The sequence below is a fragment of the Actinomycetota bacterium genome (assembly GCA_035697485.1).
Classification (GTDB): Bacteria; Actinomycetota; UBA4738; order UBA4738; family HRBIN12; genus JAOUEA01.
The window spans coordinates 99961-121544 of the sequence record DASSCU010000011.1 but is presented as its reverse complement, the minus strand read 5'-3'; the positions used below and the strand labels follow the sequence as shown (position 1 = coordinate 121544).

The 21584-nt window shown below is 66.1% G+C and carries 19 protein-coding genes and 1 tRNA gene; 9 read left to right on the top strand and 11 right to left on the bottom strand.

All coding sequences use genetic code 11. From position 1 onward, the window contains the following. Positions 1–67: 67 nt before the first annotated feature. Positions 68–850, top strand: coding sequence for an MOSC domain-containing protein (locus VFI59_02870; GenBank protein ID HET6712635.1), 783 nt, complete (start codon positions 68–70; stop codon positions 848–850). Here VFI59_02870 and VFI59_02865 read toward each other — a convergent pair. The 3 genes from VFI59_02865 to VFI59_02855 all read right to left on the bottom strand — a co-directional run bounded on the left by VFI59_02865 (position 847) and on the right by VFI59_02855 (position 5299). Then, a complete protein-coding gene (locus VFI59_02865; protein ID HET6712634.1) occupies positions 847–3177 on the bottom strand; it encodes a heavy metal translocating P-type ATPase in 2331 nt (776 codons plus the stop codon). The genes VFI59_02870 and VFI59_02865 overlap by 4 nt on opposite strands. 104 nt (positions 3178–3281) lie before the next feature. Continuing rightward, a complete protein-coding gene (locus VFI59_02860; protein ID HET6712633.1) occupies positions 3282–4268 on the bottom strand; it encodes a hypothetical protein in 987 nt (328 codons plus the stop codon). Between the two features lie 515 nt (positions 4269–4783). Beyond that, the gene (locus tag VFI59_02855; GenBank protein HET6712632.1) at positions 4784–5299 is read right to left on the bottom strand and encodes a hypothetical protein; all 516 of its coding nucleotides are present in this window, start codon (positions 5297–5299) and stop codon (positions 4784–4786) included. Positions 5300–5758: 459 nt separating this feature from the next. Between VFI59_02855 and VFI59_02850 the strand changes: the two genes are divergently transcribed. The 3 genes from VFI59_02850 to VFI59_02840 all read left to right on the top strand — a co-directional run bounded on the left by VFI59_02850 (position 5759) and on the right by VFI59_02840 (position 7807). Then, positions 5759–5917, top strand: a complete 159-nt coding sequence (locus VFI59_02850) for a hypothetical protein (protein ID HET6712631.1) — start codon at positions 5759–5761, stop codon at positions 5915–5917. A 379-nt stretch (positions 5918–6296) separates the two neighbouring features. Further along, complete coding sequence (locus VFI59_02845) at positions 6297–7157, top strand: hypothetical protein (GenBank protein HET6712630.1); 861 nt, start codon at positions 6297–6299, stop codon at positions 7155–7157. Between the two features lie 83 nt (positions 7158–7240). Next, positions 7241–7807, top strand: coding sequence for a hypothetical protein (locus VFI59_02840; GenBank protein ID HET6712629.1), 567 nt, complete (start codon positions 7241–7243; stop codon positions 7805–7807). Between the two features lie 230 nt (positions 7808–8037). Here VFI59_02840 and VFI59_02835 read toward each other — a convergent pair. After that, positions 8038–8111 (bottom strand) — tRNA-Ile (locus tag VFI59_02835). 348 nt (positions 8112–8459) lie between these two features. Here VFI59_02835 and VFI59_02830 point away from each other — a divergent pair. Then, positions 8460–8852 (top strand): hypothetical protein, encoded by a 393-nt coding sequence (locus tag VFI59_02830; protein HET6712628.1) that lies wholly within the window; start codon positions 8460–8462, stop codon positions 8850–8852. Between the two features lie 2126 nt (positions 8853–10978). On the opposite strand, the gene VFI59_02825 is transcribed toward VFI59_02830, so the two are convergent. Together VFI59_02825 and VFI59_02820 are read right to left on the bottom strand one after the other, a co-directional pair. Then, the gene (locus VFI59_02825) at positions 10979–12892 is read right to left on the bottom strand and encodes a hypothetical protein (GenBank protein HET6712627.1); all 1914 of its coding nucleotides are present in this window, start codon (positions 12890–12892) and stop codon (positions 10979–10981) included. Further along, complete coding sequence (locus tag VFI59_02820) at positions 12889–13362, bottom strand: sigma-70 family RNA polymerase sigma factor (GenBank protein ID HET6712626.1); 474 nt, start codon at positions 13360–13362, stop codon at positions 12889–12891. Before VFI59_02820 ends, VFI59_02825 begins: the two co-directional genes overlap by 4 nt. Before the next feature lie 473 nt (positions 13363–13835). Between VFI59_02820 and VFI59_02815 the strand changes: the two genes are divergently transcribed. Beyond that, complete coding sequence (locus VFI59_02815; protein ID HET6712625.1) at positions 13836–14780, top strand: hypothetical protein; 945 nt, start codon at positions 13836–13838, stop codon at positions 14778–14780. A gap of 207 nt (positions 14781–14987) precedes the next feature. Next, complete coding sequence (locus VFI59_02810) at positions 14988–15356, top strand: hypothetical protein (protein HET6712624.1); 369 nt, start codon at positions 14988–14990, stop codon at positions 15354–15356. A 490-nt stretch (positions 15357–15846) separates the two neighbouring features. On the opposite strand, the gene VFI59_02805 is transcribed toward VFI59_02810, so the two are convergent. Continuing rightward, entirely contained in the window at positions 15847–16350 is a 504-nt protein-coding gene (locus VFI59_02805) for a hypothetical protein (GenBank protein ID HET6712623.1), read from the bottom strand. A gap of 554 nt (positions 16351–16904) precedes the next feature. Further along, a complete protein-coding gene (locus tag VFI59_02800) occupies positions 16905–17837 on the bottom strand; it encodes a hypothetical protein (GenBank protein ID HET6712622.1) in 933 nt (310 codons plus the stop codon). A 149-nt stretch (positions 17838–17986) separates the two neighbouring features. Here VFI59_02800 and VFI59_02795 point away from each other — a divergent pair, with 149 nt between their 5' ends. Both VFI59_02795 and VFI59_02790 read left to right on the top strand, forming a co-directional pair. Further along, positions 17987–18127 carry a hypothetical protein gene (locus VFI59_02795; protein HET6712621.1) on the top strand — a complete coding sequence of 47 codons (141 nt, stop codon included), beginning with the start codon at positions 17987–17989 and terminating at the stop codon, positions 18125–18127. Positions 18128–18531: 404 nt separating this feature from the next. Further along, positions 18532–18975 carry a pyridoxamine 5'-phosphate oxidase family protein gene (locus VFI59_02790; GenBank protein ID HET6712620.1) on the top strand — a complete coding sequence of 148 codons (444 nt, stop codon included), beginning with the start codon at positions 18532–18534 and terminating at the stop codon, positions 18973–18975. Between the two features lie 301 nt (positions 18976–19276). Here the strand turns inward: VFI59_02790 and VFI59_02785 are convergent, their stop codons facing one another. From VFI59_02785 to VFI59_02775, 3 genes are all read right to left on the bottom strand, one after another. Further along, entirely contained in the window at positions 19277–20209 is a 933-nt protein-coding gene (locus VFI59_02785) for a hypothetical protein (GenBank protein ID HET6712619.1), read from the bottom strand. A 75-nt stretch (positions 20210–20284) separates the two neighbouring features. After that, complete coding sequence (locus VFI59_02780) at positions 20285–20497, bottom strand: hypothetical protein (protein ID HET6712618.1); 213 nt, start codon at positions 20495–20497, stop codon at positions 20285–20287. Positions 20498–20801: 304 nt separating this feature from the next. Continuing rightward, complete coding sequence (locus VFI59_02775) at positions 20802–21329, bottom strand: hypothetical protein (protein HET6712617.1); 528 nt, start codon at positions 21327–21329, stop codon at positions 20802–20804. Positions 21330–21584 lie beyond the last annotated feature (255 nt).

Genomic DNA, 21584 nt, shown 5'->3' with positions numbered 1-21584 from the left:
ACCCGAGCCTAGCGTCGGCGAGGCAAGCGCTCAACCCGCAGTTCGATTCGGCTACCGTGTGTCGACGATGCCGACGCTCGCCCGCCTCAGCGTGACCCCGGTGAAGGGGACCGCGATCCATCACCCCTCGTCGGCGACCATCACGCCAACGGGGATCCCCCAGGATCGCCGGTTCTACATCGTGGATGAGTGGGGCGAGCTGTTCAGCGGCAGCACGTTCGGCCCCCTGGTCGCGATCGTGGCCGAATACGACACCGAGGCCGAACGCCTGAAGCTCCGCTTCCCCGACGGCAGCCTGACCGAGGCGCCCGCCGACGAGCTCGGCGCCGAGGAGACCACGGACTTCTACGGACGGCCCGTGGCCGCGCACGTCGTCGAGGGACCGTTCGCCGAGGCGATCTCGGTGTACTGCGCCCGCCCCCTCCGGCTGGTGCGATGCGACCGCGAGGGGGACGGTGCCGACGTGGAGCCGATCACGGTCGTCTCGGCCGAGTCCGTGCGCGACCTCGCCGAGCGAGGCAGGTACGAGGGGACGCTCGACGCACGGCGGTTCCGGCTCAACCTCGAACTCGAGGGCTGCGACCCGTACGAGGAGGACTCGTGGGCGGGCCATCGTGTACGGGTGGGCGGGGCCACGATCGAGGTCCGCGGCCAGGTGCCGCGATGCGTATTCACCACCAAGGACCCTGACACCGGCGAGAAGGACTGGGACACCCTCACCCAGATCGCGAGGTACCGACAGCGCATCCCCGGCGACGGCGGCCTTCCGTTCGGCGTCTATGCCCGTGTCGTGGAACCCGGTTCGGTCCGGGTCGGCGACGCCGTCACGCCGCTCGACCTCGACCTCTAGACGGGCGAGGGCTCCCGCGCGTCGGCGTCGGCCTCGGCCGCGAGCCACGCGTACGCCTCCTCCTCCTGGGCGAAGTGCAGGCGCAGGATCGCCTGCAGGCCGTACAGCACCCGTCGCAGGTCCATCAGGTCGTCGGGGCCCGGCACGCCCGCGGGCAGGTCGTCGATGAGCGAGCGGAACACCCGGGTGAGGTGCGAGATCTCGACGTGCGCCCGCGCCATGCTCGCCATCGGGTCCTCCCCGCCCATCAGCCGCGCGACGACCGGGTAGACGGCGGCCTCCTCCTCCTCCTCGTGCCGTGGGAGCCGGTTGACCAGGAACGCACGGATCGCCTCGAGCTCCGTTCGTGCCTCCTCGGGTGCCAGCGTCTCGAGGCGATCGGCCACCGAGCGGATGCGGTGTAGCTCGGGCGCGAAGAGCCGGTGCTCCTCGCGGAACCGCTCCCCCACGTCGGTGCCTGGCGGACGTCGAGCGTGTCCGGCACCTCCGCCGAGGGCACGCAGGGCGTTGAGGATCGAGGCCACGTCGATGGCCTCCTGCACGATCGCGGCCGCGACCGGTCCGAACAGCCCGAACGCCCCGAGGAACATGAACCCGAACGCGACCCCCATGCCCATCAGCACGCTCTGCACGGCGATCGTGCGGGAACGCTTCGCGATCGTCATCGCCTCGACCAGGCGGTCGAGGCGGTCGACCACGAGCACGACGTCGGCCGCCTCCGACGAGGCGGTGGCGCCGCGAGCGCCCATCGCCACCCCGACGTCGGCGGCGGCGAGCGCGGGCGCGTCGTTCAGGCCGTCTCCCACCATGATGACGACCCCACCTTCACCACGCTCCGCATCGACCGCCTCGACCTTCTCGCCGGGGCTCCGCTCGGAGAGGATCCGGTCCACGCCGAGCGCGGCTCCGACCGACTCGGCGACATCCGGGTGGTCGCCCGTCACCATCACGACCCGCCGGATGCCGGTGCGCCGCAGGGACCGGATCACGCGCGGGGTATCGGGTCGGATCGGGTCATCGATCAGTAGCGCGCCCGCGACCACGCCGTCGACGGCGATGAACACGCACGACGATCCGTCGAGCATCGATCGACGCCGGGCATCGCGAGCTCCGCGCGGGAGTGGGGCGCCGCCGGAGACGAACGAGGCCTTCCCGAGCGAGACCCGGCGCTCCCCCACATCACCTTCGATGCCCGCCCCGTGCTTCTCGACCACCGCGTCGGGGAACTCCAGCTCGACCTCGTGCTCACGAGCAGACCGGACCACCGCACCCGCGAGCACGTGCGGCGACACCTGATCGAGCGAGGCCGCCAGGCGGAGCAGCTCTCCGCTCCCGGTGGCCCCGAACGGCTCCACGTCGGCGACCGTTGGGACCCCCGACGTCAAGGTGCCGGTCTTGTCGAACATCAGCACGGAGCCTCGGGCGAGGGTCTCGAGAGCTCCGCCGCCCTTCACGATGATGCCTCGCTTCGCCGAGCGCGAGATGCCGGCCACGATCGCGATCGGCACGGCGAGGATCAGCGGGCACGGCGTCGCGACCATCACGACCGTGAGGAAGCGCAGGGGGTCGCCCGAGACCGCCCATGCCCCGAGCGCGATCACCAGCGTGATGGGGATGAAGATCGCCGCGTATCGGTCCGCAAGGCGGACGGCGGGCGCCTTCTCGTCCTGTGCGGCCTGCACGAGCCGCACGATGCCCGCGTAGGTGCTGTCCTCCGCGGATGCCGTCGCCCGCAGGTCGAACCCGCGCCCCGCATTGACGGCGCCCGAGCGGACGAGGTCGTTGTGGGGCCGGTCGACCGGTCGCGACTCTCCCGTCAGCGCCGACTCGTCGAGTACGGCGTCCCCCATCAACACGCCGTCGACCGGCACGACCTCACCGGTCTTCACGAGGAGCCGGTCGCCCGGACGGACCTCCTCGATCGGCAGGGTGACGAGACCGTCGTGCTCGTAGCGGGTGACGACCCTCGGAGCCCTGGAAAGCAGCGCCGAGAGCTCCGCGTGGGCCCGACGGTCCGCGTAGGACTCGAGCGCGTGCCCGGTCGCCAGCATGAGTGCGATCACGGCGCCGGCCAGGTACTCCTGCAGCGCCAGCGCGGTGACCATCGCGATCAACGCGATCAGATCCACCCCTGGTTCGCGGCGGATGAGTCCCCCGACCACGTCGCGCGCGATCGGGATGACGCCGATCACCGTGGTCGCCGCCCACACGAGCCCGGCGGCCCGTTCCTCGTCGAAGGCGAGCGCGAGCACGCCGCCCGCAGCGAGCCCGACGATCGACAAGGCGAGCCACCATCGGCTCAGGTCGAGCGGGGCGTGTGTCGCCATCCGTGCCATGCGGGGCGGGCAGGAATCGAACCTGCGACCGAGCACGCGGCTCGGCTCAGCCGATCTGTCCCGGCAGGTTCCGGTCGGTGACCTGCAGGTTCATCCTACGGGCACGCGAACAGGGTCACCGTGGGCGGATCGTCCGGATCGTTCGGACTGATCGCACCGGTCCACTCGTCCTCGCCGGCGCCGTTGCATGCCCTGACGAGACCGAACAGGATCCCGCCGCCGTCCGTCGCCGTGTTGCCGGTCACCGAGGAGGCGTTCTTGAGCGTGACGGTGCCGTCGTCGTTGTAGATCCCGCCCCCCTCGTCGGCCGTGTTCCCTCGCACCGAGGCCGAGTCGGTCATCGTGACCCAACTCCCGTCGTCGATGAAGAAGCCGCCCCCGAGTGCTGCGGTGTTGCGGCTCACCGAGGAAGCATCGTGCATCACGACGGTGCCTTTGGAGTTGATGATGCCCCCGCCGAGATCGACCGCCGAGTTGAGGCGGACCGCCGACGAGTCGTTCAACACGACGGCGCCGCCGTCGTTCACGATGCCACCGCCGAACCCCCCGGTCGTGTTCCCGGTGACGGTGGACGAGCCGTTCAGCACGACGGTGCCGCCGTCGTTCACGATGCCACCGCCGTAGAGCGACGCCTCGTTTTCGCGTACCGACGAGCGGTTCAGGATCAGGAAGCCCTCGGCGTTCCAGATCCCACCGCCCCGCTCCACCGCTCCGCCGGTGATCCTCAGGTTGGTGAGCGTCACCCGCGCCTCGATGAAGAGAACCCTGCCCGCGCCGTTCGTGCGGAGGACGGGGATCGTTACCGAGGGGGTGCGTTCGCCGACGAGGGTGAGCTGTTTCCCGATCCTGAAGTGGCCGACGCAAACCTGCCTGACCTTGATCCGGTCCCCCGGCCTGGCGTCGTCGATCACGGCCTGCAGGCGCGAGCGGGCGGGGGTACCCCGGGTCACGTTCTTCGCCCAGCACCGGTTCGTGGCCGACTCTGCCCCCGGAGTGAGCGCGGGAAGCATCGCGAGGACCAACCCGACCCCCGCGAGGACGGCGAGTCCGCGGGGCCTTCGTATCGTCCGCAGCTGGTCCATGTCCGTCCTCCCCGGTCGCCTGACGGCGATGGCTGAACCGGAGTGTCGCACCTCGGCCGTTCCGAGCGCTACCGGTTGTTCCGCTCGACGTTGGGGACCAACCTGGGTCGCGATCACCCGGTATGGTGCCGAGCTGGCGTCGACGACTCGACCTGAACATCTGGGTCGCCAAGCGACATCACAGACCGTCGGCCGTATCGGCAGGTATCCGACGACCCACGGTCTTGACTCGGGGAGATTCACTCTTGCGCATCCGGGCTGCAGAGCGCAGGATTGGGACCCCCAACACGAGAGCTGGGGGCGCATCGAGGCCCCCGGGCAGGGCCCAGACCTAGGCTTCCCCCTGCTCCGGGGCCTCGTCCATGTTCCGGCTCGACACGATCACCTGCAGCGGGCACGACACGCTCAGATACCACCGGGCCGCGATCGTGATGGTCGAAGTTCTGACGTTCGACGGGTTGCGGTGCTCCCGCGGGGCGATCTCGCCAGCTTGTCGAACGGCTCTGGGAACGCGCCTACCGTCCGGGGGCTGTTGACCTCGCGGTGAGCCGAGTGCGCAGGTTGTGGAACTGGCGAGCCTGCATGATGAGATGCACGGGTTCTCCCACCAAGAGGGCGAGAGGCAGGGTGAGCAGCGGAGGGCGGCTGCGGTTCCGCGTCCGGACCACCAAGCGGGTTCGACCGTCGAGAGCCTCGTTCAGGTAGAACGCCCAGGTCCCTTCCGTGGAAGCCCACGGCACCGCATCGGTTCGCGGCTCGAAGGACCTGCCGAACAAGCCGTAGCTCGTCTGCAGCACCAGGGTGCGGTTCGGTTCCACGATCACGGCGGTCCACCAGTTCGTGGGGCCTTTGGGGGCCCGATAGAGATGCTGCCCCACGTCCAGGTCCTGCCATTCGGGCTGTATGCGATCCGCGCTCGGTTCTCCGTCGTTGTCCACCCAGTCCCAGCTGTACCAGCCTCCCCGGCTCCCTCCCATCTGCACCAGCCAGGGCCAGACCTTCTCCGGTGGTGCTGGCAGGGTCGTGGCCATCGTCGCCCCCCCGTTCGGATCGGGGACCAGCTTATCGCCGGGGAAGCTACGGGTCGTTTCGGCTTGCGTCGCGCCCCAGCTCCGCATCCGCGGCCGGACCCACGAGGCGTACACGACCGTCGCGGCCGAAACCGCCGCGAGACAGAGCCGACGCGCTCTCGGCCGGAGCCTCCTCATGTCCCGTCCTCCAACCTTCGGTTGTCGGCCCGCTGCAACGTTGGCAACACCACGATGGCAGCGGCATCCGACTCAGATGGAGTCGAATGCCCTGCTCGCCGTAAGACCCCTCCAGTCGAGGAACAGAACCCTGATGCGACCGTGTTCGCGGAGTGTTGACCGTCTTGAACGTGTGGCAGGCCTGCCTGGGAGAACCTGCGCATCGGTTCATCGAGAGGAGAGATTCTGCCCCCCACGCGCGGTCACCCGGCGAATCGAGGCCGCCGGACAGGATTGTCCGCCGTGTTGGGCGCCGCGGCATGGGTCTTCGGCGTCGCCGGCTATTCCCCGGCCCTGTTCGTGGCGGTTGTGCTTTGGCTGCTCGGCGCGGTGCTGCTCATCGTCGCGTCCCGACGGTCTCGAACCGAAGACGACGACGCAACACCGCAGCGCCCAGACTGAGAACGCCCCGAATGACTCACCGGCCCAACGGCGATCACGCTGCGGTGCCGAGTGCGCGAATGTCCAGGACTCCCCCCACGACAGGGAGCCGCCGATCTACCGCCGATTGAGCCCGCGCCGAGGAACGTGAACGCCTCCGCCCGGATCCGGTGATGGCCGCATGGATCGAGTTGCTTGACGAGCTCGGCAGCGCGCACACATCGGCGTTGACCTTTCCATCGAGCTCGAACCAGTGTGAACAGGATCGTTTCGGCCAGCGTCCATCGTGTGAGACCTAGGGCCTGTAAGGGTTGATGTTCCGTGATACCGTCGTCGGACCGATCCTACCCGTGTCCGCGAGAGGAGCAGTAGCCTCATGCGTCGTACGTGCACGGGACTGTTGTGCCTCGCGCTCCTCTTGCTCTCGCTGCAATCGGCGTCGGCGACCTTCCCGGGCGGCAACGGCAAGATCGCCTACTCCGACCATAAGCAGATCCACGTGATCGATCCCGATGGGTCAGGTCACGCGCAGCTGACGTTCGGCGACAAACGGAGCAGGAACCCCGCCTGGTCGCCCGACGGATCCAAGATCGCCTTCCTGCGTGGCAACAAGCCTTCCTCATTGTTCATCATGAACGCCGACGGGACGGAGAGGACCCTCATCCAAGGCCGGATCTCCAAACACCGCTACTACTTCTTCGGCCGCCCGGCGTGGTCGCCCGACGGAACGCGAATCGCATTCAGCACCGCTGCCAGGTTCACCTCCTCCAACGACAGGAGGTGGGATTTCAAGATCTACCTGGTCAACGCCGACGGCTCCGGTTTAGCCAGGATCAGCCGCGGTCGTCATCAGGACTCTTGGCCATCGTGGTCACCGGATGGCAACCAGATCGCCTTCACGACCCGGCGAGGGCTGGCGACGATGAACCCCGACGGTTCGAACAGGACGATGCTGGTCCGTGGGGGCAGCGACCCAGACTGGTCGCCTGACGGCTCCCAGATCACCTTCGTGCGCGGCGTTGGGCGGACGGCCACCGACGTGTTCGTGGTCAACAGCGATGGCACCCGCCGGGTTCGGCTCACGGACACTCCCAATCGATGGGATTTCACGCCGGTGTTCTCGCCGGATGGCACGAAGATCGCGTTCGTCGATGGGACTGCGCGCAGCGACATCTTCATCATGTCGACGGCCGGAACGGATGTCGTTCGTGTGACCGACATGAAGGTAACCGGCACTATCCTGAGCTGGCAGGCCACGTAGGAGCGATCACCGACCACGAACGATGCTCGCGAGGACATCCGCTCGCGCGTTGGTTGCTCACCCGTGGAACGGAGGACTCACACATGAAGACCCCCGCCCGATGCGCTCTCGTGCTCACTTTGACCGCGACGCTTGTCGTCACGCTCGTCGGTTCAGCGTCGGCGGGCCAGATCATCACTTACCGCGGTGAAACCTCCGAGGCTGAGAGGGTTCGTCTGGACGTCTTGAAACGTGACAGCGGGCGACGCTTCCTCGGCGAGTTCCTCATCTCCTTCACCGTGACTTGTGAGGACGGATCGACCGGTTGGTTGCCTGGCATCGGCATCGGCTTCTGGGCAGAGCGGCTCCGCCTTGGCGAAGGCGGCGAGTTCCAGTACGACTTGCGCCCGCAACCGGGACAGCCGCCCTCCTACTCCTTCCACCTCGCCGGGACCGTGCGATTCGGTTCCGCCGAGGGAACGTTCGAGTTGAACTATGCGAGCTTGACCGAGGACGATCAGGCGCAGCTCTGCACGACGGGGGTTCTTGACTGGGCGGCCGATCGACGCAGATCGAACCCCGCACGGATCACCGGCACGTCCCTTCCTGAAGGTGTGACGTTCCTCGAAATCGATCGGCGCGGGGACCTCGTGGAGCTCGCCGCGCCGTAGAACGAACAAGCGTGCCGGAGTCATCCGAGGTTCTGCCCTGGGCGAGCAGGGCTACCTGCGCGTCATCGACATCGCCGCGATCCTCGGAGTGACCAAGCAGCACGTGAGCCAGATCGTCGCCGAGCGCGACGACATCCAAAGCCGGCGAAGGCAGCCGGCCGGCATCGGTTGTGGCGACGCAAGGATGTGGAGCGGTGGCTCGATGCGAAGCCTCGGGTATGGATTGCAGGTGGGGCGGGCAGGACTCGAACCTGCGACCGAGGGATTATGAGTCCCCTGCTCTAACCGACTGAGCTACCGCCCCCACGCGCATCTACCTGCAAGAACGCGGAGCCCGCGATCCTCACAGTTGGGCGCATGTCAGAATCATGTAAGAACAACCCTACGAAAGTGCAGCACCGATGGCGCGAGCCAACTCACGCTGCCGACCCGGAAGCGCGTGGGAGTAGATTCGCAACGTCACGTCCGGCGACGAGTGTCGAGTCGTTCGCAGACCGACACCACGTCGAGCCCCGCCTCCAGGAGCCACGACGCGCAGTCGTGGCGCAGGTAGTGGAACGGAGCCACCGGGACCTTCGCCGCCTTCGAGAGTCGCTGGAAGGGCGTGAGTCGTCGAGTCCGGACGCCACGGCAGGAACCCCTCCGAAGTCGGATGCTCAAACACCAGCCCGCCCACGTCGGCGACAGGCTCGGCGGACTGCCGATCACGCAGCCCCGCGAGCGCGGCGATGGTCGAGCCGTCTATGTCCTTCGCTGCCCTGATCGCATCTTCGTCGGACTGGCCACGGCGCAGAGCAGCGTGGACCGTCTCGAACGCGATCTTGGTCTGCTTGCAGCCAGGCGTGAGACCGAGGATGACGATGCGGGCATCGACGTTGATCCAGTCGAACGGCGCGTAGAAGACGGCCAGTCGTCCCTCCCTGCCAAGGAGGAAGCCATCGTTCACATCCGTCTGGCGGACGTCATCTGGCAAAGCATCGATGGCGGGGCGAAACGCCTGGAACAGGGGGGGATGAACTCCCCCTCCTCGAATCCCCCGACGTGACTCCACACGTCTTCTCGCCGCCACAGCCGTCTGGTGCCGACCACCTTCGCCGGGGGTGGGAAGTCCTCGCGGCGGGTGAGGTGCGAGCAGCCTGCCGAGAAACGCCGAACATTGCGGGCATGTCGGTAACTCGCACATAGCCCTGCTCGACCAGGGCGAGGACTTCAGCTGACTCAGGCACTCTTGGAGGTTACGCACGCGCTTGAGACCAGGCACCCCCTCTGACTAGGTGGTGTGGACTTGTGGCGCATAGGTGGTGGTTGCCTCGCACCTCTTCCCGAGCCGGATATCAATCCCGATACTCGGCCCCATGGAACGGATGCCGCCAGGGCGAGACTTGCCGAGCATCGAGCCGACGGGCCCTCGGCCTCTCTCCGAGGTGGTACATCGGGGGATCGTCAAGGTGCTGCGGGGAATCGTCGTGGTGCTGCGGTGGATCGTCGCACCCTTCGGCGTGTTCATGATCCTCATTTCGGTCATTCGCGGCGTAAACGATGCCTCCTCGACCCCTGGGGGCTGGGTGTTCCTGCTCGGACCAGTTGTCTTGGTCCCCTGCTTGGGGTCGGAGTCATCGTCTTGGGATTGGCGGCCCTCGTCAGCACCGTGGCCGAAGCATTGGCAGACCATCGATCTCGAACCGCACGAACCGCAATCGTGATCAGCCGTGATCAGGTTGAGATTGTGAGCCTTCGTTTAGCTTCGGCCCGACAGCCCACCGGTCGCGACCGGGTCTGGGCATGCGGAGGCCTCAGCCGCCTGATCCGGCGAGCGGCAGCCTTGACGCTCGTGGCCGTTTTCCTCTCATCGTGCTCGGACGGAGCTTCCTGGCCGTGCGAACGAGATGATCGTGCGAACAGCTTCCCCGCCGAGGAGCCAGGGGCGCGAGCATACGTGACTCGTGAGGCGGCGATTGAGGCATGGCTGTCTTCAGCTGCCCGTATGCACGGCGTTGAGTTATCTCGACTCGAGGCCGCGTTCGCCGCCCGATTTGGCTTAGACCGGTTCGACGCAGAACGCCTCCGGATCTATCTCGACAATCAGATCTTCGCGGAGATCAGCATGAGCACGCCGAAGACTGACGAGTGGTGGCTCGTGTCGGTGTGGGCCTGTCGCCCTGGTTCTGAGGATTGGTAGGAATGACACTCGACCGACATTCCGGCGTATCGAGCTTCGAAGCCAGCGAGCTGCACATCACCTTCGACCTGTACGAGCGGATCGTGGAGTTGTGCGGTTGGCCGACGAGGGGTGGTCTTACTCAACCGCCCCGGATGCTCCGCTCGCCCCACCCGGAACCGGGGTCTAGCACCCATGACCTTACGGGTCATCGTGGGACGGAACTCAGGATTCTGATCACGGCAATCATGAACCCGGTCCCCCGAGAATCATCCCCGCGGCCGCCATGCCCTTCGCACGCGTTCCGGCCCGAGCCAACATGAACCCAGCCAAGCCAAAGAGGGCGGCGACGGGGCCAAGGAGTATGCCGATGTCGGACAGCGGCCGCAATGCGAGGACCGCGAGGATCGTGATTACGGTGCCGAGAGCAAGCGAGACTCCCGCGATGGCGTTCCCGACCCTTGGTCCGTTGTCGGTCCTGCTTCAGGCGAACGGTCGGGCTCGTCCGAATCCATCGGTTTGATCCTATGCTTCGCGCGTTTCGTCGAGGTTGCGGCGATGATGGAGAAGTGTGGCGTCGCGAAGCCGATCACGGAGAAGCCGGTGGCTGAGATTCCACTAGCGCTACGCGACGACCTCCTGACGTACCTGTTCTGCACGTCGCCCGCCCGCGCCCGCATCATCGCCGAGCTACTGGTGCGACACCCTGGGATGGGGCGAGCTACTGGCCGACCTTGAAGCCGACGATGAACTACGAGCCAGGTTTGAGATCGAGCTGCTCGACGGTGCGCGCGGCCGAGAAGGAGTCCTGAGCCGGAACCAGCGGAGCCAGCAGGGTGGTGATTCCGCGTGAGCGAGCTGCGTTTCTGGAACCACCCCCTCGGAGGTTCCGGATCGACGGCGTCTAGCCCACGAACGTGAGCGTCTCGGCGTCGCAGCATCTGGCGGACTTGATCGCCCACTGGATGGGACAGAGGGTGGTGCCTTGCTCTGAGGGTTGGGCGACCCGCTCATCACCCCACTCGAACCGATAGCGAGGCCAAGATGGCCGAACTATCGGGGCTCCGGAGTGGCCCCTCTTGAATCACGACGATCGGATAGTCACCGGGCGGTACGTCCGGAACCGTGAACGTGATAGCGAAGGAGCATTGGCCCACGCCGCCTTCACCGAGCCGAACGATCGGTCCCGACGCCACCGGAGATGGCGAACGAGTTGAGAACGAGGACAAGTATGGCCAATCCTTCTCGTCCGCGTTCCACCACGCGATAGCGATCGTGCGGCCTTCCGCGTCATACGACCCGTCCTCGAACTGGAACGGCATCGGTCCGGTCAGTGTCACGGTTTCGCCAGGCTCCGCTTCGGTGGGACTCGCCGATGCCTCGTATCCGATCGGGCAGGTTGGGGGTACTTGGAGAGTCGCGAGTTCAGCCTGCGCCGCCTCAAGCTCTGCCCCGGTCGGTGTGTCTCCGAAGAAGACTCGGACCGCCGTGTACCCGTTCTGAACGTCATAGATCGTGTAGTCGCCCTCCGGCTCCTCGGCCTCGGGGCCCCGGATCGTTGCATCCGATAAGTTGAGAGGGTCGAGGGATCCCGATGGATAGGGGCCTTCGCTCGGATCGAAATGCCAGGGAGTGGCCAGCGCCACGATGACGGCCTCACCTGGAGGCAGGCTCTCGATCGTATGGACGGGGATCGCGGGCTTTCGTGGGCCGAGATCGCGAGCGTCGATCGCCACGGTCGCCGCCCAAGCCTTCGTGGGGGTTCCCTCTTCGACGCTGCCGAAGTTGCGGACCTTCCATCCATCCCCGAACTGGGCGAAAACGAGCGGCAGATACTCGGCCGACGTCGGAGCCACTTCGGTCACCGAAGAGCTCACGAGTTGCGGCGTTCCCCAATCTGGACCGAACTCTCCGACGCCGGTGTCGGTGAGCTGGCGAACGGTCGCGCCGTCCGTCGTGACCGCGAAAAGATCCCCGCGCTCCCCTCCGCCTTCGAACGCGATCCAGTTTCCGTCCGGCGACCAGGATGGGCTGACACCATCATGGGAGGGTTCCAGGACCTGTCTGAACCCCGTCCCGTCCGCGTTGACGATGTTGATCGAACTGCCCCCTTCCTCGAACATCGAGAACGCGAGCATGGACCCGTCCGGCGACCACGTCGGCCCGAACCAGACCCGATGCTTCGCCGGGGCCGAGAACACGTTCGTCGTCACTCCGGTCTCAAGGTCCAGGACCGAGAGATCCCCCTCGTCGCCGACGAAGGCGATGTGGTCTCCCGACGGAGAGAAGGCGATGTTGAGGCCTCGGCTGTCGGTTGCAACGCTTCGAAGATGCGAACCGTCGGGCTCTATCGTGTGGAGCGTGGCGTAGGTGTCCGTGAATGCGAGAAGGGTGCCGTCCGGAGACCAATCCACATCTTGCGGGTTGAGGAGAGGGTCGATAGGCATCGTCTGAGTCAGCTCGCCGGTCCTCGTCGAGACGAGCACCAGTTCGCCGGTCCCTTCCGACAATCCCCTCGTCATCGCGATGAGTGACCCATCCGGCGACCACGCGAGGCTCACCGAGGTGAACGACTGCTTCGTGAGCGGCTCCGTCATTCCTGAGGCGACATCCAACAACGTGATCGGGCCGAAGGCTTGGCCACCGCCGATGAAGGCGATCGTGCCGGTCGGGTCGGGAGTAGCGTTCTCCCCCGACGGCGAGGGACCGAGCGACACCGGAGGGGCGTCCTCTCCGAGATGCATCAAGGCGCGGAGCGGCACCGCGACGCCGACGGCGATGACGATGGCTGCCAGCGCGGTGGCGACGCGAGAGACTCGTCGACGCTGACGCCCGCGGGCCATGGCGCTTGTCGGCGAGGGGATCTCGATCGGGAGCCGCTCGGCTCGATCTCGGATCTCTCGAGCGAGTTCGTCGTGCTCGTTCATGGGGTCTCCTCCAGCAGGAGCGACCGAAGCCGCTCCATGCCTTGATGGGTCAGGGCGCGCACCGTGCCGGGCTTCTTGCCTAGCGCCTCGGCTACGTCCTCGACCGACCAGTCGAGATAGAAGCGAAGGGCGATGACAGAGCGCTGGGCCGGTGAGAGCGAACGGACCGCATCCAGCAGCTCGTCATCCAAGGGGGCGGGTTGCAGCGACGGCGGCTCGGTGACGAGCTTCTCCGGACGGCGGCGGCGGAGCCGTGACAGAGCGAGGTTCGTCGCGACCCTGTGCACCCACGCATCCGGACGATCCATCGCCGAGACCTTGCGCCAATGTTGGTAGACACGGGCCATGGCCTCCTGGGCGATGTCCATCCCTTCTTGGAGGTCGCCCGTAACGAAGGCGGTGGTTCTCGCCACCCTCGGGAACTGTTCCTTGAAGAACGCTTCGAAGCGCGCGTCCTCGTCCGTGCTCACGCCTGATTAGACGCCTCGGAGAGGTCGTCGCGCTTAGGGCGAGCGGATCTTTTCGCCCTAACACCGCCAGCTCATAGACTAGGTGTTGAACCGCGTGTTGGCGGACTTAGGGACTGGTCGAGACGACTCGGAGGCAACCCGCTGCCGGCAGTGGGTCCCATCCAGCATTCAGTCAGCCGCCGGGCTCCGGGAAGGAGTTGCGCCTCCAACCCTGGGACCGGCGGCACTTAAGCATGCATGGATCATCCACGCCCTATGCGGTCCGAAATTGGGCAAAGGTACCGCCTGCGTCGTGGTTCCGTCCGCATACTCGGAGGCAACCCGTCAGTCGCCGGTGGGGCCATTCCGTCGCCGATCTCAAGATCTCGGGGCGAGACGACCATGCCGGACCAGCCTCGGGCTGCATGCTTCTCGCTTCGAAAAGAAGCTCGGGCTATCGTGCCCGAGCAACCCCGATGAAGGGCGGCTTGCGCATGACCGGATCGAAGCGACGAGTAGTGGCACTGCCGATCGCGATCGCGGTGCTCATCACCGCGAGATCGGCGAGCGCGACATATCCCGGAACCAACGGCGAGATCGCGTATGCGCGTCACGGCGGGAAGCGCGTGCCGTCCACGCTGCGGACGATCGAACCCAACGGCGCTCCCGGGCGCGTCCTCGCTCGTCCAGGCGTCGGCCTTCCCGACGTGGAATGGTCATCCGACGGCACACGAGTCGCGATGGTCCTCGGGAAGGAGCCGAACCGTGTCGTGATGCTTGATGTTGCGACGGGAGAACGGTCCCTCGTCATCAGGTCCGATGACGTCCCGGACACGCGGTTCATCGATTCGCTCGGCATCTCGCCCGATGGCGATGCGATCGTCTTCTGCGCAGTCAGGCGAGGCTCGGGGACCTCGCTCTTCACCGTCGGAGTCGACGGAACGGCTCTCGTCCGGATCTCTGGCAACCGCCAAGAGTGCCAGCCGGACTGGGGACCGACCGAGCGGATCGCCGCCGAGGCGTTCGGGTCCGGCGCGAAGATCGTCACGATGGACCCTGATGGCTCCGACAGGGTGGTCGTGATCTCTGGCCGCGACGCCGACCGGGCGGCCGTCTTTTCCTCTCCGAGTTGGTCGCCCGACGGTGCCCGCATCGTGGTCGGCTCCACCAGCTTCGAAGAACGTCATCCCGACCTGTGGATCGTCGATGCCGTCGGGTCCGGTCTCGCCGCCCTCACCGACACCCCTCGAAGGACCGAGTACGCCCCCGTCTTCTCGCCCGACGGCACGCGGATCGCGTTCCTCCACATCTATGCCCATGATGGATACGGGATGAGCGACATGTTCACGATGGCGGTCGATGGCTCCAACGTGCAGCCCTTGACCCACACCCCGAACCGCCGCGAGTTCCCGCGGTCCTGGCAGGCGCTGTCGCCCTGAGGCCCCGCCTTCGAGCCTCGATGAGGAATGGATGGGCGCGGTGACAGCAGGGCTGCGCCGCCTCCCGCTCCCGATTGCCGCGTGGGACGCCACGGTCGGTCGCCCCGAGGCTCAAGCTCCCCCCTGACGCTCCGCCACCTCCATCCCAGCCCCGCTCCAGCATCGTCAGACCCTGGCCCTAACCTTCGCGATGGAGGTGATCAGCTCATGTCCACGAGTCCGCAGGTCCCACCGCATGAAGCGGACCCCAAAGGACGGATCACATCCGACAACGCGAAAGAGATGGGCGCGAAGGGAGCAGCCAAGCGTGAACAGAATCTCCGAGATCGCGTGACGCAGACAAGGCAGGAGCTTGCCCTACTCGCCGAGCCGGCAGCAGCAACGCTTGGCCAGATCCTGACCAGCGACGCGCGAGACGCTGACAAGATCCGTGCGGCCATGGCCATCCTCGACCGGGTCGGCGTCGGACCTCACTCGTCCCAGGAGGTAAGCGTCGGCCCCTCGCTCGTCGAGCAGTGGGCAGAAGAGCTGGATGCGCTCGGGGAGCCGAGCGGGCCCTACGGTGATTCGGCGTAGGCGACCCGCGATTCTGGGATGCCCCCCTCTGGGAGGTACCGAGGGGGATGGGGTGCCAGATGCGTTGCGGGCACAGGAAGCGCGCGTTACCGGACCGTCAGCCGACGATAGGCTTGGATTTGAGAGGCGGCCAGCCCCGCAGGACCTGATCGGCCTGCTGTTGATGACGCAGCCATCGAGCGGTGACTACGTGTCAGCAGGAAGCAGATTCCGCTGGACCGACTGTAGCGGGTCGCGGTCAGCGGGTTGACGACGCCGTACGTGCTCGACCCGAACGCGCTCGGCACGCTCTACACCTCGCAGGTGCGCATCGCCACCTTCGAAGAGAACGCGGGCAAGACGAACACGAGCACGGTCCGCATCGAAGCGAACGCGGTCTTCATCGTGCAGCGCATCCTCGCGGTCGCCCAGGGACTTGGGGTATCTGGAAAAAGACGAAGGGACCCCGTCTCCAGGGTCCCTTCGCGTTCCCCCCCTACGACTTACCCGTTCAGCACGCGTTCCTGACGTTGGGGAGCAGGCACCCCGTGTCGAACGTCCCCGGGATCGGCTCGGTGATGCTGTTCGTCGTGTCGGTGATCGCCACGTTCGTGTACGTCACCTGCGCGATCTCGAGCGACTGGCCCGGCGGGCAGGAGAAGCTGCCCTCCCCCGGCGGCGAGATCGTCAGGCTCTGGGAGATCGTGCCGTTCTTCCCAGAGCTGAAGGTCCCAGTCTCGCTGACCGGCTCGGTCACGGTCGTCTTGTTCTGAGCCGACGGGTTCCCGCCACCGTTGTTGACGCACACATACGTCGCCGTGGCGTCCGCCGACGCGACGTAGTCGATCAACTGGTTGTTGCCGAGCCCCGCCTCCTTGAACGAGACGACCAAGTTCGTCCCGCTCAGCCTGGCGCTCGCACGTACGAAGTGCGGGCTGACTGCGAGGGCGGCGCTCGACATCATCCCGACCAGGACGAACGCCGTTACCGCCGTTGCCTGAATCCTTTTCCTCATGCCGTCCTCCCTTTCTGCGGGCAGGACCCTTCCCTAAGCAACGTCGTAGACCTTTGGCCTATATCGACCATCGGTCAGATGAGGGACAGGGGGGAGAACACTTGTGACCCAGGGACATATAGGCGAAGAAAGAGCGACAAGACCGGCTATGACCATTCGCCGGCTTCTACTTTGGCGCGTAGAGCGATCAGCTGGCCTGAGACCGGCGCAAGTCCGCGGCCGAGCCTAGCGGCCCCTGCGATGCCAGGGCGGCGTCGAGCGCGTCGATCACCAGCGGGATGTGCTCCTCGCCGAACTGCCATTTGGGGTCCCCGAGGGCGCGAGGCGGTTGCCTCCGATTTTCATGCAGCTCAGGGAAGCTCCACGACCAGGCCTCCACGCTGCACTCATGAGTGCGGGCACGGCGAGGGTCGGTTCCAGACGGCCTGCCATCTGCACGTCGCGAAGCCCATCCGCTCACGGTCCCGCGGGAGGTGCTGCACGAGGATCGAGAGCATGGCTCAGGCTACCCAGCACACATTCGAGTGGGCCCTGCGGTCGGGCCGCAGGCCAGCTCAGAGAGTCGCTGAGTCGGCGTCGGGGATGCGGTAGATACCGCTCGCGCTGCTTCTGCACCTGTACCGGTCGAGGTACAGCGTCGTCGAACCGCCGGTCTCGTCGAGGGCGAAAGGCGTCAGTGAGTCCCTGCCGTCTGGAAGGGTTGCGATCACCGTTCCGTTGCCGCCATCCATGCGGACCAGCTTCGTGTGGCTCCCACACACCCAGTGATCGCGGTTCCGCGTGCGCACGAGATAGACCGTGCCGTCGGCCGAGACCGCTCCCCCGTACTGTTGCACGCCCGGGTTCGGGACCTTCACGAGCTCCTCGGTCGAGATCTGGTAGCGGAACACCTGGCAGTTGGAAAACCTGCCCCGCATGTACCGGCAGGACTCGAACGTGGCCCAGTCGCCGTTCACCTGGTCGCTCACGAGGTAGTGGCGACGGCTGGGTACCTCCCGGAGCACGATCCGCACGTCGGTCATCAGGTTGAACAGCACGACCCTGACCGAGGCCTTCGACGAGAAGATCAACCGCGTGAACAACAGCCAGTTGCCTGAGAGCGTCGGTCGAGACTCCCAATTCGGGGTGTTCACACCGCTCGGAGCCGGCGTCCGCTCCTCGGTCAGCACGTCGTAGAACCAGATATCTGCACCGTCGGAGGTCACTTGCTGGTACGCGACCGTCGTGCCGTCGATCGCTGCCTCGAAGCTCTGCGTGCCAGCCGGGTTGACCCGGACCGGGTCGCCTCCATCGGCCATCACGTAGCTGTGGGTTCGGTTGGGCCTCGCTTCGCTGTTCGCGCTCCAGACGAGGTAACCGTCGGAAGCGGAGGGGAACCGCTCGTTGACCGCCGGATCGTTCAATACGACCTCGGGCGTCGCGGCGGCAGCGATGCCCGCCACCGAGATGAGCGCGAGGGTGAGCCCCAGCCCGAGTAGTCGTCGCACGATGCTCCCCCTCTCACGGACGGTCCGATACAAGGCATCCGGCGGATCGGGCGGGCAAGTCCTCGGCACTGTGACCTGCCGAGGTGATGCCCGTCAAGGGGACAGTTCCGTTCACGACTCGCTCACGACGGAGATAGACCTCCCCGTGCATGCCTGAGTCAGCCGAGATCCGCGCCCTGGTCGAGCAGGGCTACATGCGCGTCATCGACATCGCACCGAACCTCGGTGTGACCAAGCAGCGCGTGAGCCAGATCGTTGCCGAGCGTGAGGACTGCCCCCGGCGAAGGTAATCGGACGGCACCGGTTGTGGCGACGCAAGGATGTGGAGCGGTGGCTCGACGCGAAGCCTCGGCTATGGATGCCTGACAAGTGATCAGACAGGCAGGATGACGTCCTCGCAGCCGAGCTGGTTGTCGAGGGTGTCGAGGTAACCACGTGTCGTACCGCCGCCCCGTAGACCGTATCGTTGTCGTCACCCCCGTCCTGCGCCCGCCCTGATCACGTCGTCGCCGCTCCCACCCAGGAGCGTGTCGTTGTCAGGTCCCCCAATGATTCGCTCGCTGCCGCCGCCCCTGTGGACGAAGTCGTTCTTGCCCTGGGCTTTGATCCGGTCGGGATGTCGCGTGTAACCCGCAGCGCGGGTAGCCGTGTGTCGCTCGATCGGTTGAACGTTGGCGGACATACACTTCGTCGTGTGACGGAGACCGCGCCGCCCTCCGATGATCCACTGGATCGCCCTTTGGCAGACGCCGAGCGCGTCGCACTGCTCGATCTCCCGCTCCCCGCGGTCTTCTCGACCGTTGCGGCTGACGGGTCCGTGCACTCGGTTCCGATCCACTTCGTGTTCATCGATGGCGAGATCCGGTTCATCGCCGAGAAGGGTTCCGTGAAGGTTCGCAACGCTCTGCGGACCGGCCGCGCCACCCTGTGCGTGACCGCCGACGTCGACGGGGAGCGCAGGTACGTCACCGTGGAAGGACCGGTCCGGATAGAGGACGGCCTCGACCAGGCCGATCTCGAAGCGCTCGACCTCAGATACGGGCGCGATTCCGGCTCCGCCGCTGACGAGGAGTACGCCGACACCGTAACGCTCGTGGTCAGACCAGATCGGTGGCTCGGTCGAGCCGATTCCGACTGATCCTGCACGTCCGAGTGCGAACTTCACCGAGGCTACTTACCCGCGGGGTTGTCCAACCGCGTGTCATCCGGCTCGACCGCGTTCACGCTGTTGGACAGCCGTCTTCGCTCGCGCCGGTGTGACCCTGAATCTGATCGAGACCGTGGACGGCATCCGCGTCTCTCCGGCCTGCACGATCAAAGGAACGAACGAGCGTTGATCGCCATCCTAGGAAGCGCCAAGGGCCAACTCGCTCTGCGGCTTCGAAGGGAACAGGTCGGAGGATGGTGAGGGGGTCTCGCCCCGTTCGTGCGGCCGATCTCTACGTGGGAGAGGGGCCCCAGTCGATGTGACGCGGGGCGAACGGCAGCTCCGCAATCAGAACACGGTGGCTCCCGTCCGGGCGCAACTTGAAGAGCCGGAACCGCTCGGTCGCCAGATTCTCTTGTCGGAAGACAATCCAGCGCCCGTTCGGGGAATAGGACCCCGCGAAGGCCCCCATGTCTGGTCGGTTGAGCGTCGTCAGCATCTGCATGCCGGAACCGTCTGCGGCCACCGTCGCCACGTTGGGAGAACGACCTCCGGGGTAGTCGGCGTTGACGGTCACCGCGATGCGCCGGCCGTCTGGGGCCCAGTCATGCTTGATGGCGATCTCGAACCGATAGGGGACGAGCTTCCGGACGTTGCCACCATCTCTGTCGATGGCGAACAGCGCCTGCAGCACTCCTGTCTCCTTGTGTCGAACGAACGTGACCGTCCCACCGTCGGGTGACACGTTGGGATCCGTATCCGGGTTGCCCTCGAACTCATGGGTCGTGAGACGGCGACGCTCCGTGCCGTCATCGCGCATGATGAAGATGCCTTGCTGGGGACATTCGCAGTCCTCGAAGACGACGTGATGCCCATCGGGGGTAAACGCCGGCTGCCCTTGGAATCCGGAAGTCAGCTCGTGCATGTTGCTGCCTTTCCGGTTGATGACGAAGAGGCGTGAGGTGGTCTCGTCTTCCAACGCGAACACGATTCGGCGGCCGTCGGGCGACCAGTCCGGAGTCACCGCATCCCCATCGACATCCGTGAGCTGGATGAGTCCGGTGCCGTCAGCCCTGATGCTGAACAGCTCGAAGCCCGACCCATCATCTGCAGAGAACACGATCCGCCCGTTGTTCCCTGACGTTGTGGCGAGCGCCATCGACGCGTTGACCGTGACCAGTCCGACAACGGTCGCGACGACAACCGCTCCAAGTGACCGTTTCATGACTACCCCTCACTGCGGGCACTCGGGGAATGGAGCTGTTCAGACCCTATGCCCCATCTGGGGCGTTGACCAGGCTCAGCGCTTTCCGAGGTTAGCCCTGTTGAGCAACTCGATCTCAAACCTGGCTCGCACGTCGTCATCGGCTTCGAGGTCTGCCACCAGCTCGCCCATGCCCGGGTCCCTCGTCAGTCGCTCGGCGATGATGCGGGCTCGGTCGGGCGACGTGCAGAACAGGTACGTCAAGAGGTCGTCGCGGAGAGTCGGCGGGATGCCTTCAAGGGGAGGCATCGTCGTCTCCGATCCATCGGCCTATGGCCCTTGCCATCCCCTCAGTCGGCCACCACGTCTTCATGAACAAACCGCCGGAACTCTTTCGCCCTTCGATCCACCAGCCCCAGCGACGAGCCGGACGGACGGTGACCAGACGACTCACCGCCCAAGTCTGACACGCGACCCGCCTACTAGCGGCGCGCCCTCGCATAGGTGCGCGATCTGCTCGTATAGGTCGAACCTTCTGGGGAGGAACGGCAGGCGTGCCCCTCATCCTGTTCCGCCCTCGGGCACGCCTGCCGAATCAGTTCCGCCCGGTGTTCTAGCCGACCCTGAGCGACCCCTGCATCCAGGGATGGAGAGCGCACAGGTAGAACACGCTCGTGCCAGCAGGAGCGCTGACCGTTGCTCCGATGCTTGCCCCGTCGAGGATCAACAGTGAGTCGCCGGGTTGGCCGAACCCTGCCGCTCCGACATCGACCCTCGTGGTTGGCGGCGTCGTGCCGAAATGCGCGTCCAGGGCGTCGTTGCACGGCTCGCACGCGAACGCTTCTGCGAAGGAGGTCGGCAACTGCGACTTCCGCACGACGGTCATCGTGTGGGGGTCCGGCACCTGGTCCTGATCGATCCACCGGACGCGTTCGCCGGTGTGCAGGAACTCGCGCTCGGGCGAGAACCGGAATGTGGAGGTGACCAGGGCATTGGCTTCGAACGTCTCCCGTCCGAGGAGGCGGACGAGGTTGGGCGCGTGGTCCCTTGGTGTTGGCGCTCCGCCAGCGAACGAGCCCATCGCCATCGAGGCGATAAAGACGATCGCCGTCGAGAGGATTGCGAGAACTTTCCGATGCATCAGCAGCCTCCGTCTTGTTGCGTGCCTTCACGATCAAGTCGGAGCGTCGGGGCTGGCGGGTCCCGTGAGGGGCCGACTCTCGCCACTGACAGGATGAGCGAACGGTCCACTCGCCACCTCCTGGGGGATGACCGATGGCTTTGCGGTCCCATCCTTCGCCGTGCCGGAGGAATGGGTCAAGCGGGGTGGCTAGCCGCGTGGCCACCCGCAGAGCTCGACGATCCGCTCATACAGGTTGAACGTGATGTGCAGCTC

Bases quoted from the DNA above. Each gene is read 5' to 3' on its own strand.
- VFI59_02870 (HET6712635.1), top strand. From the start codon at position 68: ATGCCGACGCTCGCCCGCCTCAGCGTGACCCCGGTGAAGGGGACCGCG.
- VFI59_02865 (HET6712634.1), bottom strand. From the start codon at position 3,177: ATGGCGACACACGCCCCGCTCGACCTGAGCCGATGGTGGCTCGCCTTG.
- VFI59_02860 (HET6712633.1), bottom strand. From the start codon at position 4,268: ATGGACCAGCTGCGGACGATACGAAGGCCCCGCGGACTCGCCGTCCTC.
- VFI59_02855 (HET6712632.1), bottom strand. From the start codon at position 5,299: ATGGCCACGACCCTGCCAGCACCACCGGAGAAGGTCTGGCCCTGGCTG.
- VFI59_02840 (HET6712629.1), top strand. From the start codon at position 7,241: ATGAAGACCCCCGCCCGATGCGCTCTCGTGCTCACTTTGACCGCGACG.
- VFI59_02830 (HET6712628.1), top strand. From the start codon at position 8,460: ATGCTCAAACACCAGCCCGCCCACGTCGGCGACAGGCTCGGCGGACTG.
- VFI59_02825 (HET6712627.1), bottom strand. From the start codon at position 12,892: ATGAACGAGCACGACGAACTCGCTCGAGAGATCCGAGATCGAGCCGAG.
- VFI59_02815 (HET6712625.1), top strand. From the start codon at position 13,836: ATGACCGGATCGAAGCGACGAGTAGTGGCACTGCCGATCGCGATCGCG.
- VFI59_02810 (HET6712624.1), top strand. From the start codon at position 14,988: ATGTCCACGAGTCCGCAGGTCCCACCGCATGAAGCGGACCCCAAAGGA.
- VFI59_02805 (HET6712623.1), bottom strand. From the start codon at position 16,350: ATGAGGAAAAGGATTCAGGCAACGGCGGTAACGGCGTTCGTCCTGGTC.
- VFI59_02795 (HET6712621.1), top strand. From the start codon at position 17,987: ATGCCTGAGTCAGCCGAGATCCGCGCCCTGGTCGAGCAGGGCTACATG.
- VFI59_02785 (HET6712619.1), bottom strand. From the start codon at position 20,209: ATGAAACGGTCACTTGGAGCGGTTGTCGTCGCGACCGTTGTCGGACTG.
- VFI59_02780 (HET6712618.1), bottom strand. From the start codon at position 20,497: ATGCCTCCCCTTGAAGGCATCCCGCCGACTCTCCGCGACGACCTCTTG.
- VFI59_02775 (HET6712617.1), bottom strand. From the start codon at position 21,329: ATGCATCGGAAAGTTCTCGCAATCCTCTCGACGGCGATCGTCTTTATC.